This window comes from Stenotrophomonas sp. STEN035, assembly GCF_056759935.1.
Genome location: NZ_JBRRDY010000020.1, coordinates 56,086 through 72,487, shown reverse-complemented (window position 1 = coordinate 72,487; position 16,402 = coordinate 56,086). Strand labels below are relative to the sequence as shown.

Here is a 16,402-nt window from a genome sequence, read left to right as displayed (position 1 = left end):
GCCGGAGCGCGCTGCTCGGTTTCATTGCTGTACTTCAAAACTAGGGGAGAACTACTTGAACAACGCAATCAATCTGCGTGCGCTGGCGTTGGCACTGAGCATGGTGCTGCTCGCATCCTGTGACAAAAGCGAAACACCGGAAGACAAGGACAACGGCAGCAGCGGCGGCGACACCTCGGTTCCGGTTGTGCCCGAGCAGCCCCCGGCTGGCGGCAACGGTGACGCCGGCTTCGGCAACGATATCGATGTTGGCGGCTCCGGCGGCTCCGGCGGCGATGACAACGATGGCGGCGGAAACAACGGCGGCAGCGATGCCGGCAACGGTGGCGCGACCGTGCCACCGACGCCGCCCACTCCCGATCCCACACCCACGCCAGCTGATCCCTATCCGGAACCCCATTCGGCCCGCTACGACGAAGTGGATCTGAAGGGCTTCTACGACATCGACCCCAGCGGCGCGGTGCGCGCAGTACGCAATGACCTGGTCGGACCATTGTCGGCGATGATCCAGTTCGGGCAGAGCCACACTGTCGACCCCAGTGGCAATGAAGCCAGGAACATGCCACGCCTCACCACCGAGCGCGAAGCGCTGCTGCTGGTCACCCCGGACCCTGCCCTGCAGGACATCGAGGCACTCAACGTGACGGTCTCGGTGGATGGCACGGTAATGGGTACCGCAGAACTGCTGCATCCCAATTCCATGTACCGCTCGGACTACAACAACAACGACGGCCGAGCGGACTACAACTATTCCCGTCGCGCATGGAGCACGCGCCTGCCATGGGACTGGGTCAAGCCCGGCATGAGCCTGAGCATCACCGACGACAAGGCGCGCAGCGGGAACCTGGCCGCCGACAAGATCGATTTCGGCGCACCGGCCGAGCTGGTGGTCCACAACATCCGCCTGGGCATGCTCACCGAGCCACCGGCAGAGAGCGATGCGTTCTGGCTGCTGAAGAACCCCGAGCAGGGCGCTGCCGATTATTTCCAGACCATCCCTGCCGCACGCATGACCGTTGCCTATTACGAGCCGATGAAGCTGGACAAGGTGATGATCGCCAATGGCACCATCTACGACACCGCCAGTGCAAGCGAAGGCGGTGTCTATTCCGGTGACATGCGCGAGAACACCGCCAAATCCACGGTCAGTGTCGGCATCAACCTGGCCAACGTCGGTGCGACCGCATCGGGCATGGCCGGGCAGTCACAGCCGCAGTGGTTCCAGAACGTGGTGGCACACCATGCCGTCGGCATGTACAGCAACGGCAAACAGAGCCACGGCCTGAGCGGCGGCAACGGCATGCTGACGTTGTACTCGACCAGCGGCAATGAGTTCAGCCACGAAATCGGCCACCACTACGGGCTGGGCCACTATCCCGGCCAGTCCGGCGACAACTATTTTCTGTCCGGCCACCATCACGACAGTGGCTGGGGTTACATCGCCTACCGCAAGCGCATGCGCGCCAACTTGCATTGGCGCCAATCCAAGACCGGCGCACTCAGCGGCATGCCGATCTATGACGACAGCTACAGCTTTGCCACCGATGCCATGTCCGGCGGCGGCTTCTCCAGCGGCTTGTCGCGCTATACGCATTACACCGGCTACAGCACCAAAATCGCTATCCAGCCGCGCTTGAACAAACCGGTGCCCGCGCAGAGCTCGGTCACCGGGTACCTGGGCTGGAATGCCGACAGCCGCAGGATGGAACCGGTGACCGGCAAGGTGCCGACCAGCAAGGAGCTGTTCTTCAACTCACCGGACGGCAATTACCTCAAACCCCGACTGGTGGGCGCAGCGGTGTTCACCGTGCTCGGCGGCTACGATCCTGGCACCGGCAAGGCACTGCTCTACCCGGCATTCCGTGGCAACTGGGGCAATGTCTTCGAGCTGCCAACACCGGTCGACAACGCCAGCACACGCCAATGCTGGCTGCAGGTGAGCTTCAGTGGCGGCGGCAGCAAGCGCATTGCCGTGGCCGGCACGATCCTGCAGAACAGCTCGGTCAACAAGCTGCATATCAACCTGGCCCAAGCAGACAACCCGCAACAGGCCAGCCTGCAATGCCAGGACCCCGGGGCCGCAGCCAACACCTTGGCAACAATGAGTTTCCCGCAGAACCTTGCACCCATGAAGGCGCCAGTCGTGGTCGGCAAGGAAGCTGGCTACAGCGCCTTGCGTGCGCTGGAAATACCGGAGCTCGATCAGTTGCTGATCGCGGCAGGTGGCAAGCCGCTGGTCAACCTGGGAGCGCGCGGCAACCTGCTGTATGCCAGCTGGGGCAACAACCCCAGCGGCTTGTCGGCCGAAGCCAAGCAGGTCCGTGATGCCTACATCGCCCAGGAGAACAAGGCCACGCGCCTCAACCGCTGGATGAACCGCTACCGCAGTGATCTGCAGAGCAGCAACAACGCCGCTGCGGTGCAGGCACTCAGGGGACTGCTGGGTACGCTGGGCTTGCAGCAGACGCCGTTGCTGCCCGCCGGCCAGCAGATGCTGGTCACCAACAGCAGACATTGTCTCAAGACCGAACAGGTGGATGGCAAGCTGGCGGTCTACATCGCCGATGCCAGCACCTGCAGCGGTGCCGACAATGAGCTGTGGATGGCCGATCTGCGCGGAGCGATCCACAGCGCGGCATACCCGGCCATGTGCCTGTCCGGCAATGGCGGCAACAATGGCGCGGTCACCTTGAACTCCTGCGATCGAACGTTGGATGCGCAGATGTTCGATTTGAGCGCATTGCCGAAGATCACCCGCAACGGCAGCTGCCTGGACCTGTCCGGCGGCTTCCTCACCGCCGGGCGCGGCAAGCTGATCACCTATGCCTGCAGTGGCGGTGCCAACCAGCGCTGGACCGGGCTCGGCGCCAATGACAACGCATTGCTGACACTACTCAGCCCCAACAACCTGGTTGTACTGCGCGGTTTGAACATCCAGTAACCAGCAACCGCCCGGGGCCACCGTGCCCCGGGCTTTCCACAGACCATGGCCTTTCGAACTCCTTCCCTGCGGCGGATCACATCACTGGGCATCGGCATGTGTTGCTGCCTGGCCGGCATCGCGATGGCGCAACCCCACGCGCACGACCAGCGACCGCCGTTGTACACCGCCAGCGCCACGCAGGCACCGCGACTACTGGCGACCTTCGTGCATCCACAAGCCGAGCAGTCGCTGGCAATCGTTGGTCAGGCCGGCGCGGCATCACAGACGCTGCATGTCGGTCAGGAGATGGGCAATGGCCTGCGTCTGCGTGCCATTGCCCGCGACCACGTCGTGATCGCCCGTGGCTCGCAACTGTTTACCCTGCGTCTGCTCGGCCAAACCGGCACACGCCGGCAGCCAGCGCGCGCGCCGATTCGTCCGTCAACCGGCACCGTCAACGATTCGCCATCAGCCAAAGGTGGAGCGATATTGCGCGCAGACGATCTTGATGCAGTGCGCACCGCCTGCAGCGACACCGCGATGATGGCCGCGCTACCCCACGCGCAGAAAGCCGAACTGTCCGCACTGGGGCTGTGCAACCCGCCCTGATCAAGCTGGACCGGCGGCCTGCGATGGTGGGTTCAGCATCACCGGGCATACTGTTGCCTGGTCCCGCATCCGATGGCTCTTCCAAATGAGCGACACCAGCTCCGATCTGCTGCAGATTGCCTGCCCGCATTGCAACGCGGTCAACCGCGTTCCGGCTGCACGCCTGTCACAGGCACCGTCCTGCGGACGCTGCCATCAATCATTGTTCGTTGCAGCGCCGCTTGCATTGAACGCGGCAAGCTTCGAAGCACACGCCAGCCGCTCACAGATTCCACTGCTGGTGGATTTCTGGGCCAGCTGGTGTGGCCCGTGCCGGCAGATGGCACCGGAGTTCGCCAAGGCTGCCGCGCAGCTGGAGCCGCGTATGCGTTTGGGCAAACTGGATACCGAAGCTGAGCCCGCCATCGCAACGCGCTATGGCATCCGCAGCATCCCGACGATGGTGCTGATCCAGGGCGGCCGCGAGATAGCCCGGCAATCCGGCGCGATGCCGGCCAGCAGCATCGTGCAATGGGCAAGCGCACACCTGTAGTGCCGAGCCATGCTCGGCAGGGGCTTGCCGGGCAATCCCGAACGCCTCACCTGTAGTGCCGAGCCATGCTCGGCAGAGGCCTTTATCGGTAAAGCTCCTGCCGAGCATGGCTCGGCACTACAGCCCTCCCCTTGCCTACGGCAAAGGGAGGGAGCGAAAAACAAAACCCCGCCTTGCGGCGGGGTTTTGTGTACTGCAAGCAGCGGTGAGGCTGCGGCGGACTTAGAAGTCCATACCGCCCATGCCACCCATGCCGCCCATACCGCCGCCGCCCATGGCCGGCTCGTCCTTCTTCGGAGCTTCGGCAACCATGGCTTCGGTGGTGATCATCAGGCCAGCGATCGAGGCTGCGTTCTGCAGTGCCGAACGGGTCACCTTGGTCGGGTCCAGGATGCCGAATTCCAGCATGTCGCCGAATTCGCCGGACGCGGCGTTGTAGCCGAAGCTGCCAGTGCCTTCCTTGACCTTGTTGACGATGACCGACGGCTCTTCACCGGCGTTGGCAACGATTTCGCGCAGCGGGGCTTCCATCGCGCGCAGGGCGATCTGGATGCCGTGGTTCTGGTCTTCGTTGTTGCCCTTCAGGCCAGCCAGTGCGGAAACAGCGCGCACCAGGGCGACGCCGCCGCCCGGGACCACGCCTTCTTCGACGGCTGCGCGGGTAGCGTGCAGGGCGTCGTCAACGCGGTCCTTCTTTTCCTTCATTTCGATTTCGGTCGAGGCACCGACCTTGATCACGGCAACGCCGCCGGCCAGCTTGGCAACGCGTTCCTGCAGCTTCTCGCGATCGTAGTCCGAAGAGGTTTCTTCGATCTGGGTCTTGATCTGCTTGACGCGCGATTCGATGGCAGCGGTATCGCCGGCGCCGTCGATGACGGTGGTGTTTTCCTTGGAGACCTGCACCTTCTTGGCGCGGCCCAGGTCCTTGATGGTGGCCTTTTCCAGCGACAGGCCAACTTCTTCGGAGATCACGGTGCCGCCGGTCAGCACGGCCATGTCTTCCAGCATCGCCTTGCGACGGTCGCCGAAGCCCGGTGCCTTGACGGCAACAACCTTGACGATGCCACGGATGGTGTTGACCACCAGGGTAGCCAGCGCTTCGCCTTCGATGTCTTCAGCGATGATCAGCAGCGGCTTGCCTGCCTTGGCGACGCCTTCCAGCACCGGCAGCAGGTCACGTACGTTGGAGATCTTCTTGTCGTGCAGCAGGATGTACGGGTCATCCAGGTCAGCAGTCTGCGACTGCTGGTTGTTGATGAAGTACGGGGACAGGTAGCCGCGGTCGAACTGCATGCCCTCGACGACGTCCAGCTCGTTTTCCAGGCCCGAGCCTTCTTCAACGGTGATCACGCCTTCCTTGCCAACCTTCTTCATCGCTTCGGCAATGATGTTGCCGATCGACTCGTCGGAGTTGGCCGAGATGGTGCCAACCTGGGCGATGGCCTTGTCGTCAGCGGTGGGCTTGGAGATGTTCTTCAGCTCGGCGACGGCGGCGATCACGGCCTTGTCGATACCGCGCTTGAGGTCCATCGGGTTCATGCCGGCGGCAACAGCCTTGGCGCCTTCGCGGATCAGGGCCTGGGCCAGCACGGTGGCGGTGGTGGTGCCGTCGCCCGCGTCGTCATTGGTACGCGAAGCAACTTCCTTCACCATCTGCGCGCCCATGTTCTCGAACTTGTCAGCCAGTTCGATTTCCTTGGCAACGGACACGCCATCCTTGGTGATGGTCGGGGCGCCGAAGCTCTTCTCGAGCACGACGTTGCGGCCCTTCGGGCCCAGGGTTGCCTTGACGGCATTGGCGAGAACGTTGACGCCGCGCACCATGCGCGAACGGGCGTCTTCACCGAAACGAATATCCTTGGCAGCCATTGCGATTACCTCTGAGTAGAGCCGAGCCGAGCTCGGCTGCTTTTATCGGGAAAGGGGGGTTACAGGAACAGGTGGCGCGGCAGCTCAGCCGATGACGGCAAGCACGTCGTCTTCGCGCAGCACCTTGTACTCGACGCCTTCGGCCTTGTAGGACGAACCGGCGTACTGGCCGTAAATGACCTTGTCGCCGACCTTCAGCGACGGGGCGCGCACCGAACCGTTGTCCAGCGGCTTGCCCGGGCCCACGGCCACGACTTCACCCTTGGTGGACTTTTCCTTGGCCGAATCCGGGATCAGGATGCCGCCGGCGGAGATTTCGTCGGCTTCGATCGGCTTGACCACAACGCGGTCGTGAAGCGGCTTGATGCTCATGAAGGACCTCTTAAGTAATTGATTGGCCTGAAATTCCGGCGACACCAGCTGGGAAACGGGGGAAGGCCGGCATCACGCGTAAAAAGGCCCGTCGTGCGGGCTTGTTTGGGAGATGGGGCTGGCTGGGGGTCTTTCAAGGGCAGGCAGGCAAATTGATTGGCACCTGCCAAACGGGTCCAGCTAGGCTGCTGGCGGACCTTGCCGCACCTGCCGGGCTTGCCCTGAAAGAAAACTGACGCAATCCGGCTCCATCCAGTGATTTCACGGGTGCGGCCCTGCAATCGCCCATCGCCCCAATCGCCAGCCGAACCGAGTTGGACAAAGACGATACGGCTACCTCCGACTGTCGGAAGCAGCACGTCGAGAACCGGCAGGAATACATGGCATGCGGGTGCCATGACGTTATGATCGACGGGTTGTGTACGGATGCCACCTTCAATGTCAAAGGAGAAACGAATGAAAGTGCTGTATCGCTTTGCCCCGTTGCTGCTCGTCCTGCTCGCCGCCTGCAGCCAGCTGACCGGCCCGTCCGCCAGCGAATACATGGACGCCAACATCACCACCTGGAACGGCCTGATTGCCAAGGTCAACGACTGGAGCGGCGGCAACGACGCCGAGCGCCTGACCCAGGCCATGGCAGAGCGCAAAGGCTTGGCCAACTTCAAGTCCCGCCTGGGCAATGCACGCCAGGAAGCGGTGGACATGCGCGACCAGATGAAGGTACTGAAGACCCCGGAAGATGCCACCGAGCTACACGCCAAGCTGGTGACGTCGCTGGAAGAAGCGGTGGTCTGGTACGACGCCATGCTCAAGCTGACCGACCTGCCCGATGGTTTCAGCGATGAGCAGGCAGCGCCGCTGCTTGAAGCCATGGATACGACCGGCACCAAGTTCGACAAGCTCACCGATGAGCTGGACCTGATGCAGGACGCCTACGCCAGGAAGCACCGCATCAACCTGTCCCGCACCGAAGACCCCGCAGCAAGCGAGAGCTGATCGCTGCGGCATCTGCAAACGGCGCGCAGGACGTTGCTCACATGTGAAGCAGCGCCTGCGCCGCCACTTGCTTGGCCTGGGGCGGAGCGATAGTTGGATTCAGCGAGGAGCTGGCGTTGTGGGTCACCAACGCATCCGCAGCTGCGCAGTCCATCTCCAGCTGAAACACCAGAATATGCTTGGCATACGCTTCGTGCCAACGCGCCATTGAGATCCAACAGACAATCTGTCGTCATTGCTGGCCAGGGCCTTGGCGGCGAGCTCGCCATCAATGGACTGCAAGGCGGTGTCTGCCACCTTCAACGCATTGGCCGGAGTCAGTACATCCGGGGCGGCGTTGGCAGCGACAAAGGCCTGCACAGTACCGGCCGTCGTTGCCGCTGGGGGGCGCTGGAAATTGTCTGGCATGCGGCTTCCGGCCGGGCACGGCACATAGCGAATGACGGTCTTGGGACTGCAGGCAGATTGGCATCAGGATGATTTTGGATTCATCTGAAATCTGTCTGCTATACGCCGCTAAAGGTGCTCTACGGCGAGCGTCTGATTCACCAGCTAAACCAAACAATAAGTCCGTTAAAAAAAATGGCGTACTCCGGGGGATTACGGAGCACGCCATGGAAAGAGAGAGCCGCCCAAACCTCAGGCTGAATTACTTTTTTGGAATCACAGGTACCGCGACCACTGCACCGACGCGCTGGCAGGGCTTGCCGGCAACCCGCCGCTGCCGGTGCTGCATACCGGGATCAGGTTCAAGCCACCGCCGCTGGGCACATCGACCGATATGCCTCCCGCCGAGATGGTGGTGTCTGCAGTCTGATTGCTGCCTACCGTCAGGCTGCCGTGGATGGTCACGGTGGCGCCGCTGGTGGACAACTGCTTGCCCAGCATCACGCTGCCACGCAGCTCCCAGCCGGCGATGGCGGCACCGCCTTCAGCGATGAGCGTAGTATTGGCAATCGGTAAGCCCTGGTAAGTCTGCGGCTTGCCATCGGCACCCGGCCCCTCCCACTCCACAAACTGTGACCGGCTGGCGCATAGGTTGCTTGGATAGAAGTTGCCGCCACACACCTTGGCTGCGCCTGCGAAGTTAGGCGCGATGAGATCGCGATGGCCTGCCGTGGTAAGGGTGATATTGCCGCCACAGGTGGCCTGGCTAGGGTCGTTGCAGCCGCGCACCACCACGGTGTTGAGGAGGTCCGTGCTGGTGCCATCGATCTTCACTGATTGATCGAACCACAGCACGCCGGCCGGCATCTTGCTTACGCCATTCAACAACCAGCTGCCGTCGTTCTGGCGAGCGTTCAAGCAACCCTTGTCATTGGTGTTGTTGCAGGTCATCAGCTCCTGCAGGATCGCCAGCTGCACGGCGCTTGGATTCTTCAGCGGGTACACACCGTCAATCGAATCGCCATTGGCGCGCTTGACGTTGCGGATGGTCAACTGCGGCGCGCCGTCAACCGTAGTGAAGGCGTAGTTGGCCATGCTCAGGAAGTTGTCGGCATCCACCGGTTTCACCCGCGCTTCGCAGTACGGGATGCCAGGCAGACCTGGACTGATGCCGGCCTGGTTGGCCTGCACGTTGGCCAAGGGCTTGCTGAGACTGCCGGCAAGGCGGCCCGTACCGGTCACCGTGACATCGGTGTAGGTCATGTTGCCGCCGCCCAGCAGGCTCTTCACCGTGCCCGAAGTCATTGCGATGGCGCCACCGGCCCACAGCGTTTCGTACTTGCCGCTCCAACCCGACACGGTGACGTTGTAGCCCCATAGCTGGCCTACGCTGAGCGTTGCCAACCCAACCGTGCCGCCGGCAATACGAGTGGAGCGGAAGCTCAATGCATCCGGCAAGCTGACATCATCCGCCCCCTTCAACTGCTCGGCGCCTGCGGCACCGGTTACCAGGCCGGTCGCAGGGTCAACCTTCAACAGCGACACGCCAGCGCTGTCCTTCTTGCCGAAATCCAACAGAAACTGGCTTTGATCGGTCAGCGTTACGACCACGTGGCCGCTATTGAACGGCGCAACGGTGCCGGTCACCCATGGCGTACCACCGGTCACCGTGGAGGCAATCAAGCCACCGCCTACTTCAGCCGTGCCAATCATCTGGGTGCCGGAGTAAACACCCGCCGCATAGGCACCGGCCTTGATCGCGTTGTAGTTACCACCGCTGACGCCACTGCCGATCTCAATATTGCGCGCCCACAAGGTGGTGCCACTGGGATTACCCATGCCGTTGACGCGGATGCTGCCTTCCGAATACAGATGACCGTTGTCGGTGATGCCTCCGCCACTCAAAGACACATCACCTTTCACACAACCGGAGATGCGTGCGGTAGAGCCGCCGCCAATAGTCAGGTTGCCGGCAACCACAATGTTCTCGTAGTTCACCGAGTTGGTGACGTCGAACTTGCCGCCGCTGTACTCCAGGTTGCCGTTGAATACCATCGGGGCCTTGGGCATGGATGCACAGACCGGTGGTATGCCCGGCGTGCCGTTGCCCGGCATCACGTCATAAATCACTTCCACCGTAGCGGTGGTCAAGGCGCTGCCGACACCAGCCGTGCCGATCACCTGGGCGCTGACCCGGTAGCGATCGCTGCCAGCAGCCTCCACCGAAGTCACCGTTGCCGCGCGCACGCCCAGCGCTTCCAGACCGCTGACCGGCTTGGCGTCGTTGCCCACCCAGCCCGGCCATACGCCGGTTTCCACCTGCAGCAGGTATAAGCGCAGCGCCTCCACGCCGCGCCAGGCGGCGGCCTGGGCGGCGGTGGCCGAATGGGTTGTGAGCTGTTGCGACTGGGTGCCACGCAACGAATAGATGGTTGCAGCAACCGTGACCGATACCGCCAGGCCCACCATCAATACGATCAACAACGTGGCTACACCGCGCTGTCGCTTGAATGCGGAGAAGCGATTCCTGTCCATGCGTACACACTCCTTATGCATCAGCTGGTCACTGCAAGATTGGGCAGGCAAGCCAAAAACAGATGGCTGCTGGCATCACTGCGCTCCAACGCCAATTGCTGCCCAACTGCTGCACCAGGCGTGGTACTGAAATCCTGCTGCATATAAGGCAGGCATTGGCGCTGACCTTTGAGCGAAAACACGTAGCCTGGGGCCAGAGTCATCGCGCCGACTTCCTCTTCGGCCGATGCAAAGGCGCTGCCATCTTTTTGCACTGGGGTGAAGAACGCGGCGCTGCCGGCCAGCAGCTGGCGTTCGTTGCTGTTCCACGTCGTCGCCTCGGCGTCGCTGCAGGCTTTGGGAGTGAAGCGGTACAAGCCTTCACCATCAACCAATCGCAGGCCCGAGCAGACATAGCCACTGACGGCGAGCTCGGTCTTGTAGCGCCAGACCAACTCCTTACCGGCATCGCGCACGTACAACTTGCTGTTCAAACTGTCGGTGGCCGGAACGCCGAAGCCCGCGCTCTGCAGGTCCATCTGCGCCGACAACAGCGCAGCCGATACCTGACCATCGCGTAGTGCCGAACGCGAGGCGTTGCTGGAAACTTCCACCATGGTTTTGTACAGCGTCATCATCGCGGCGATGGTGATCAGCGAGATCACCAAGCCCACCATCATGCTGATCAGGCTCTGCCCACGTTGCTGCTGGCAGCCTACCCGCGTAGTAGTGCGCTGTCGCATGTTCATTGCCTCGTGGACACCAGCAGATCGGGATCGCTTTCGCTGGCACCCTTGCTGCCGATATCGGCAGCGGCCACTTTCAGGTCTACCCGCTGCGGTGCATCCACCGTGCGTGCAACACCTGCCATGGTCACCGTTGCGGTTGTCGACTCACAGCTGACCGCTGCGTTCTTGGCATCGCCATTGGGTAGCTTGATAGCAAGGGTGTTGCTGCCGCACAAGCCCACACCTTGGGTGTGCAAGCTGTCGCGCAGACGTTCGACCATCAGGTTTTCCACCTTGGCATCGCGCTGGTTGTTCATCACGTTGGCCACCACGTGGGCCAGACCAGCACCGATGATGCTGGTGATAAGCACCCCGACCAGTGCTTCGAGCAGGACGTCGCCGCGTTGGCGACGTGGCGGATCAAAGCAGATCGACATAGAGCGGATCCTGGCTGTTCATGCCAATGGCAATACGCGAATGGGTGGCACTGGTGCTGCAACTGTCGGCACCCGGCAGGCGCTGGCCGCGGTTGTTGAAGGCCACGCAGGACAGCAGATCGGCTGAGGCTTGCAGCTCGTCGGCATCGGCGTAGTCATTGCCACCGATCAAGCGGTAATCGCCACCGCGTGGCAACTCGCCCTGCCACAGCACCTCGTTGCCATCGCCGCGCAATACCTGCAGGCTCCGCTCACTGCGCTGCAACCGCGCCGAGGTGGCGGCGCCGGTGACGTGCTCGGGATTACGCAGGGCCAACGAGCGACTCTGCGATACCGCCTCCCACAGCAGGTTGCGTGCCTGCATCTGCCGGTTGCTGTCGATCCACTGCCGCGCGAACGGCATGCCAGCCAGCGCCAATACCGCCATTACCGCCAGGGTCACCATCAATTCGATCAGTGAAAAGCCCGTGGCGCGCCGGTTCATGGCCAATCACTCACGCCGGCGCAGCTGCCCGAAACCGTGCGCCCATTGCCCGAGTCGAGCTTCAACGTGCAGCCGCTTGCCTTGCCCAGCGCACCGCCGGCGACCGCCTTGAGTTCGTAGCCGCCACTGGTGGCGGTATAGCTGTAGGTGAACTGGCCGGCCTTGGTGCCCGCACTCCAACCCTTCTTGGCTGCTGCGTCACTGGCCGGGTAGCCCAGGGTGCGCTGGCGGTGGTTTTCGACCGTGCTGGACAGCGCCATCAAATCACTTTGCGCTGTACGGATCTTGGCGCGCAGCACGTAGTTCGAATACAGCGGCATGGCGATGCCGGCCAGGATGGCGATGATCGCTACGACGATCATCAGCTCGATCAGCGTGAAACCCCGGTTGTTGTGCTGTTGCATATGCCCCCCTGTAGAGCCCTGCGAACACCTGCATCCGCCGTGAGATGGACCTTCGTAAGAATTGGCCTTCATCCTTTGTCAGATGAAAACCAGGTGAAACTGTGATCGGCCGCAATATACAATTGATGACAACGATGTCAACACTTCCATCCGAAAACGCCGCAATCGCTTCTGCCACAATGGCCGCATGGACGTAAGACTGGTCTTCTGTACCTGCCCCGACGATCAAACCGCGCAGGCATTGGCTCACCACCTGGTAGAGCAGCGTTTGGCTGCCTGCGTGAACTTGTTGCCTGCAATGCGGTCTGTGTACCGCTGGCAGGGGCAGATTGAACAAGCTGAAGAGGTTCAGCTAATTATCAAAACCTGTGTTGATCGGCTGGATGCGTTGAGCGCCGCGATCAGGCTGCACCACCCTTATGAATTGCCGGAGATCGTGGCGATCTCCCCCAGTGCCGGCTTGCCGGCGTATCTGGACTGGATCCGGGCGCAGACCCGGGAGGAAACATAATTAATGATGCTGTTGCGCCAATTTGCCGCTTTCTGCCTGCTTTCCCTGGCCGCCCTGCCGGCGCTGGCCCTCAATGAAAAAGACCTGCTGCCGGTAGACCAGGCCTTTGCCCTGCGCGCCGAGGCGCCCAGCCGCGACCGCATCGAGCTGCGCTGGGACATCGCCCCGGGTTATTACCTGTACCACCACCGCACCAGCGTCAAAGCCGGCCCGGGCTTCACTGCCGGCGCGCTGCAGATGCCGCAGGGCGAGAAGAAGCACGACGAGTTCTTTGGCGATGTGGAGACCTACCACCGCCAGCTCCGCTCGATCCTGCCGGGTACCGCCGACGCGGGCGCCACCAGCGTCACCCTGGAAGTCCGCTACCAGGGCTGTGCCGATGCCGGCGTGTGCTACCCGCCGCAGAAGCGCACCGTCGAAGTAAGACTGCCCACCGCTGGCGCTGCTCTGGCCGCTGCAGCAGCCACCGCACCGTCTGCTGCGCCCATCTTCAACCCACTGGCCGGCAACGCCGGGGGCGGCCTCAACCTGCCCGGCGCCCCGGCCGTGCAGGGCCTGCCGCTGCCCTCGGAAAAGGCCTTCGGCTTCGAGGCCATCGTCGACAACGGCAACCGCCTGCTGCTGCGCTTCTCGCCGGCGCCGGGCTATTACCTGTACCGCGACCGCACCTCGCTGGCGCTGGAAGGCGCAGATGGCGTGCGCGCCGGCCGTCCACAATGGCCGGCTGGCAAGCCCTATCGCGACGAGCATTTCGGCAACGTGGTGGTGTATTTCGACCAGGTCGACGTGCCGCTGCCACTGCGCCGCGACAAGCCTGATGCTACCCCTGCCACCTTGGTTGTCACCTTCCAGGGCTGCCAGACCGACGGCATCTGCTATCCGCCGATGACCCGCCGGGTGCGCCTGTCGCTGCCCGCTGGCAAGATTTCGTCGAAGGAAAAGGAAGAACTGGCTGTCGCCCCCTTGGTGATCCAGCCTTTGCCTGCCGGCAAGAAGGGCGGAGTTCCGCCAATGCCGCTGATCGACCCGGCCAACCCGCCGGCACCGCAACCGCTGGTGGTGCGTCCCGCTGCCGAGGCCGCCAGCTTGGCCGAGGCCGCACCGGATGCCTCGGCTGACAACACCCGCCGCAGTCAGCCGCCCGCCGATACCGCCGGCAATGGCTCGCTGCTGTGGATACTGCTGCTGGCGCTGGCCGGCGGCCTGATCCTCAATCTGATGCCCTGCGTCCTGCCGATCCTGTCGCTGAAGGTACTGGGCGTAGCGCAGAGTGGCGAGAGCCGCCAGCGCGCGCGCAGCCATGCGCTTTGGTATACGGCAGGTGTGCTGGTTGCGTTTGCCGCGATTGGTGGTCTGGTGCTTGCGCTACGCGCTGCCGGGCAAGCCGCAGGCTGGGGCTTCCAACTGCAGCACCCGTGGTTCATCGCCGCGCTGGTGTACCTGATGTTCGCCGTTGGCCTGAGCCTGTCCGGGTTGTTCACCCTGGGCGGCAACGCTGGCCAACTGGGCCAGAGCCTGGCCAAGCGCAGCGGTCCCAGTGGTGACTTCTTCACCGGCGTACTCGCCTGCGTGGTCGCCAGCCCCTGCATCGCACCGTTCATGGGCCCGGCACTGGCCTACGCCTTCACCGCACCGCCGGCCTTGGCGCTGCTGGTGTTCCTTGCATTGGGCCTGGGCCTGGCACTGCCGTTCCTGCTGATCGGCTTTGTACCGGCACTGGCAGAACGCCTGCCCAAGCCCGGCGCGTGGATGGAAACCTTCAAGCATGTGATGGCCTTCCCGATGTACCTCACTGCCATCTGGCTGCTGTGGGTACTGGGCAAGCAGCGCGGTATCGATGCGATGGGCCTGATGCTGATCGGCCTGACCCTGCTCGCACTCGGCCTGTGGTGGTTTGAACGCAGCCGCTGGCATAGCCGCAGGATCGGCATGGTGCTTGGCGCGGTGATCGCGCTGCTGGCCTTGGTGCCGGTATGGGGTGTGACCCGCCTGCCGCCGCCGGGCGCTGCCGTCGCCAGCGCAGGCACCGTGGCTTACTCCCCGCAGATGCTGGACCGCCTGCGCGCCGACAACCGCGTGGTGTTCGTCAACATGACCGCCGACTGGTGTGTCACCTGCAAGGCCAACGAGCGCAATGTGCTGGACCGCGACAAATTCCGCGACACGCTCAAGCGGGTCAACGCGGTGTACATGCGCGGCGACTGGACCAATGTGGACCCGCAGATCAGCGCCTTCCTCGACCAGCACAAGGCGGTCGGCGTGCCGCTGTACGTGGTCTACGGCCCGGGCGCACCGCCGCGCGTGCTACCGACCGTGCTGACCCAGTCCATCGCAGAAGAAGCGCTGCTGCGCGCGGCACGCTGATGCGTCGCGTCGTGTGGTGGGTAGCGGGCATTGCCGCGGCGGCTGGATTGTCGGCTGGCGCGTGGTTGAGCCGGCCCATCTCGGTGCCGTTGCCTTCGATGAGTACGCCGTCAGCGCCGCTGAAATCGGCGACACCGGTACAAGGCGTACGCGTTGGCGAGTTGATGCCGGCGTTCACCCTGCCCGATCTGGATGGCATGCCAGTGCAGTTCCCGGATCGTTTCAAGGGCAAGCCGCTGCTGATCAACGTATGGGCCAGCTGGTGTGCGCCCTGCATTGAAGAGATGCCGGAGCTGGCACGGTTTGCCGCGCGTCATGCGGATACCGGACCGCAGGTGGTTGGGCTGGCATTGGACACTCCTGATGCGGTGCTGGATTTCCTCGGCAATGTGCCGGTGTACTACCCGATCGTGATCGAGACGCCGGGGCCGAATGATGCCAGCGTCAGGCTTGGCAATTCGCAGGGCCTACTACCTTATAGCGTGTTGATCGATGCACAGGGGCGCGTTCTCAAGCAGAAGCTTGGGCCGTTCAAGGCGGGGGAGATTGATGCTTGGGTAGCAGACGTGGAGCCTGCGACAACGCGTTGAATCTGCAGCCTGGGTAAGCACAGCGCACCAGCAGTTGGATTCGCGCGGGTTGCCAAAGCATCCCCTCACCCAACTCTTCAGAGCCTGCCGCCTTTACGCTGACTGGCTCTTGTCCCCGCAAGCGGGAGAAGAAGTACGTCGCTCACGCTCTGCTTTGCACTGCTCTGCTTTGCACTGCTGTGCTTTGCACTGCTGTGCACTGCTTTGCACTGCTTTGCACTGCTTTGCTTTGCACTGCTTTGCTTTGCTTTGCTTTGCTTTGCTTTGCTTTGCACTGCTTTGCTTTGCTTTGCTTTGCTTTGCACTGCTTTGCTTTGCACTGCTGTCCCTTCTCCCGCTTGCGGGAGAAGGTGCCCCGAAGGGGCGGATGAGGGGGCTCCTGGCTTCTGCAAGGTGCTTTGCACCTCACCCTCTCCCCAACCCCTCTCCCGGTGGGAGAGGGGCTTCAAGCAAGGCTTCAAGCAAGGCTTCAAGCAACCGCTTCCGCCTTACTTCTTGAACAACAGCGCCAACACACTCGGCCTTAGTGCCAACTTCATCATCTGCCGAAACTCGGCGGGAGTCAGACTGGTCTTGCACGGCAACATGCCCGCAACACCGTCCATCACCAGCAGCCCATCTTCGGACTTCACGTCGTTGATGCGCACATCCAGCTTCATCGCGGGAGTAGCGACCTTCATGC

Annotated in this window: 16 protein-coding genes; 7 read left to right on the top strand and 9 right to left on the bottom strand. The window is 62.7% G+C overall.

The window, feature by feature from the left end; all coding sequences use genetic code 11:
• Positions 1 to 55: 55 nt before the first annotated feature.
• The 3 genes from ACVOLL_RS12460 to trxC all read left to right on the top strand — a co-directional run bounded on the left by ACVOLL_RS12460 (position 56) and on the right by trxC (position 4,064).
• Complete coding sequence (locus ACVOLL_RS12460) at positions 56 to 2,941, top strand: M66 family metalloprotease (protein ID WP_481513159.1); 2,886 nt, start codon at positions 56 to 58, stop codon at positions 2,939 to 2,941.
• 123 nt (positions 2,942 to 3,064) lie between these two features.
• On the top strand, positions 3,065 to 3,532 hold the full coding sequence (locus ACVOLL_RS12455) for a type II secretion system protein N (protein WP_481513158.1): 468 nt from the start codon (positions 3,065 to 3,067) through the stop codon (positions 3,530 to 3,532).
• Between the two features lie 85 nt (positions 3,533 to 3,617).
• Positions 3,618 to 4,064, top strand: coding sequence for a thioredoxin TrxC (gene trxC, locus ACVOLL_RS12450; protein ID WP_481513157.1), 447 nt, complete (start codon positions 3,618 to 3,620; stop codon positions 4,062 to 4,064).
• Between the two features lie 222 nt (positions 4,065 to 4,286).
• On the opposite strand, the gene groL is transcribed toward trxC, so the two are convergent.
• Both groL and ACVOLL_RS12440 read right to left on the bottom strand, forming a co-directional pair.
• A complete protein-coding gene (gene groL / locus ACVOLL_RS12445; protein WP_303747597.1) occupies positions 4,287 to 5,933 on the bottom strand; it encodes a chaperonin GroEL in 1,647 nt (548 codons plus the stop codon).
• An 84-nt stretch (positions 5,934 to 6,017) separates the two neighbouring features.
• Positions 6,018 to 6,305: a co-chaperone GroES gene (locus ACVOLL_RS12440; protein WP_057626824.1), complete on the bottom strand. Its 288-nt coding sequence runs from the start codon at positions 6,303 to 6,305 to the stop codon at positions 6,018 to 6,020.
• Between the two features lie 456 nt (positions 6,306 to 6,761).
• Here ACVOLL_RS12440 and ACVOLL_RS12435 point away from each other — a divergent pair, with 456 nt between their 5' ends.
• Positions 6,762 to 7,301, top strand: a complete 540-nt coding sequence (locus ACVOLL_RS12435) for a hypothetical protein (protein WP_481513156.1) — start codon at positions 6,762 to 6,764, stop codon at positions 7,299 to 7,301.
• Positions 7,302 to 7,338: 37 nt separating this feature from the next.
• Here ACVOLL_RS12435 and ACVOLL_RS12430 read toward each other — a convergent pair whose 3' ends face one another.
• The 6 genes from ACVOLL_RS12430 to ACVOLL_RS12405 form a co-directional block, all read right to left on the bottom strand.
• Positions 7,339 to 7,509, bottom strand: coding sequence for a hypothetical protein (locus tag ACVOLL_RS12430; RefSeq protein WP_481513155.1), 171 nt, complete (start codon positions 7,507 to 7,509; stop codon positions 7,339 to 7,341).
• 455 nt (positions 7,510 to 7,964) lie between these two features.
• Entirely contained in the window at positions 7,965 to 10,223 is a 2,259-nt protein-coding gene (locus tag ACVOLL_RS12425; RefSeq protein WP_481513154.1) for a hypothetical protein, read from the bottom strand.
• Positions 10,224 to 10,243: 20 nt separating this feature from the next.
• The gene (locus tag ACVOLL_RS12420; protein WP_481513153.1) at positions 10,244 to 10,951 is read right to left on the bottom strand and encodes a PilW family protein; all 708 of its coding nucleotides are present in this window, start codon (positions 10,949 to 10,951) and stop codon (positions 10,244 to 10,246) included.
• A complete protein-coding gene (locus ACVOLL_RS12415) occupies positions 10,948 to 11,367 on the bottom strand; it encodes a type IV pilus modification PilV family protein (RefSeq protein WP_481513152.1) in 420 nt (139 codons plus the stop codon). Before ACVOLL_RS12415 ends, ACVOLL_RS12420 begins: the two co-directional genes overlap by 4 nt.
• Positions 11,351 to 11,851: a pilus assembly FimT family protein gene (locus tag ACVOLL_RS12410; RefSeq protein WP_481513151.1), complete on the bottom strand. Its 501-nt coding sequence runs from the start codon at positions 11,849 to 11,851 to the stop codon at positions 11,351 to 11,353. The genes ACVOLL_RS12415 and ACVOLL_RS12410 overlap by 17 nt, the downstream gene beginning before the upstream one ends.
• On the bottom strand, positions 11,848 to 12,255 hold the full coding sequence (locus tag ACVOLL_RS12405; protein WP_481513150.1) for a type IV pilin protein: 408 nt from the start codon (positions 12,253 to 12,255) through the stop codon (positions 11,848 to 11,850). Before ACVOLL_RS12405 ends, ACVOLL_RS12410 begins: the two co-directional genes overlap by 4 nt.
• Positions 12,256 to 12,442: 187 nt before the next feature.
• Here ACVOLL_RS12405 and cutA point away from each other — a divergent pair, with 187 nt between their 5' ends.
• The 3 genes from cutA to ACVOLL_RS12390 are packed head-to-tail and all read left to right on the top strand — an operon-like array spanning position 12,443 to position 15,720.
• Positions 12,443 to 12,766, top strand: a complete 324-nt coding sequence (gene cutA, locus ACVOLL_RS12400; RefSeq protein ID WP_481513149.1) for a divalent-cation tolerance protein CutA — start codon at positions 12,443 to 12,445, stop codon at positions 12,764 to 12,766.
• Positions 12,767 to 12,769: 3 nt separating this feature from the next.
• Positions 12,770 to 15,130, top strand: a complete 2,361-nt coding sequence (locus ACVOLL_RS12395; protein WP_481513148.1) for a protein-disulfide reductase DsbD family protein — start codon at positions 12,770 to 12,772, stop codon at positions 15,128 to 15,130.
• The gene (locus tag ACVOLL_RS12390; RefSeq protein ID WP_481513147.1) at positions 15,130 to 15,720 is read left to right on the top strand and encodes a TlpA family protein disulfide reductase; all 591 of its coding nucleotides are present in this window, start codon (positions 15,130 to 15,132) and stop codon (positions 15,718 to 15,720) included. Before ACVOLL_RS12395 ends, ACVOLL_RS12390 begins: the two co-directional genes overlap by 1 nt.
• 488 nt (positions 15,721 to 16,208) lie before the next feature.
• On the opposite strand, the gene ACVOLL_RS12385 is transcribed toward ACVOLL_RS12390, so the two are convergent.
• Positions 16,209 to 16,400 carry a hypothetical protein gene (locus ACVOLL_RS12385; protein WP_481513146.1) on the bottom strand — a complete coding sequence of 64 codons (192 nt, stop codon included), beginning with the start codon at positions 16,398 to 16,400 and terminating at the stop codon, positions 16,209 to 16,211.
• Positions 16,401 to 16,402 lie beyond the last annotated feature (2 nt).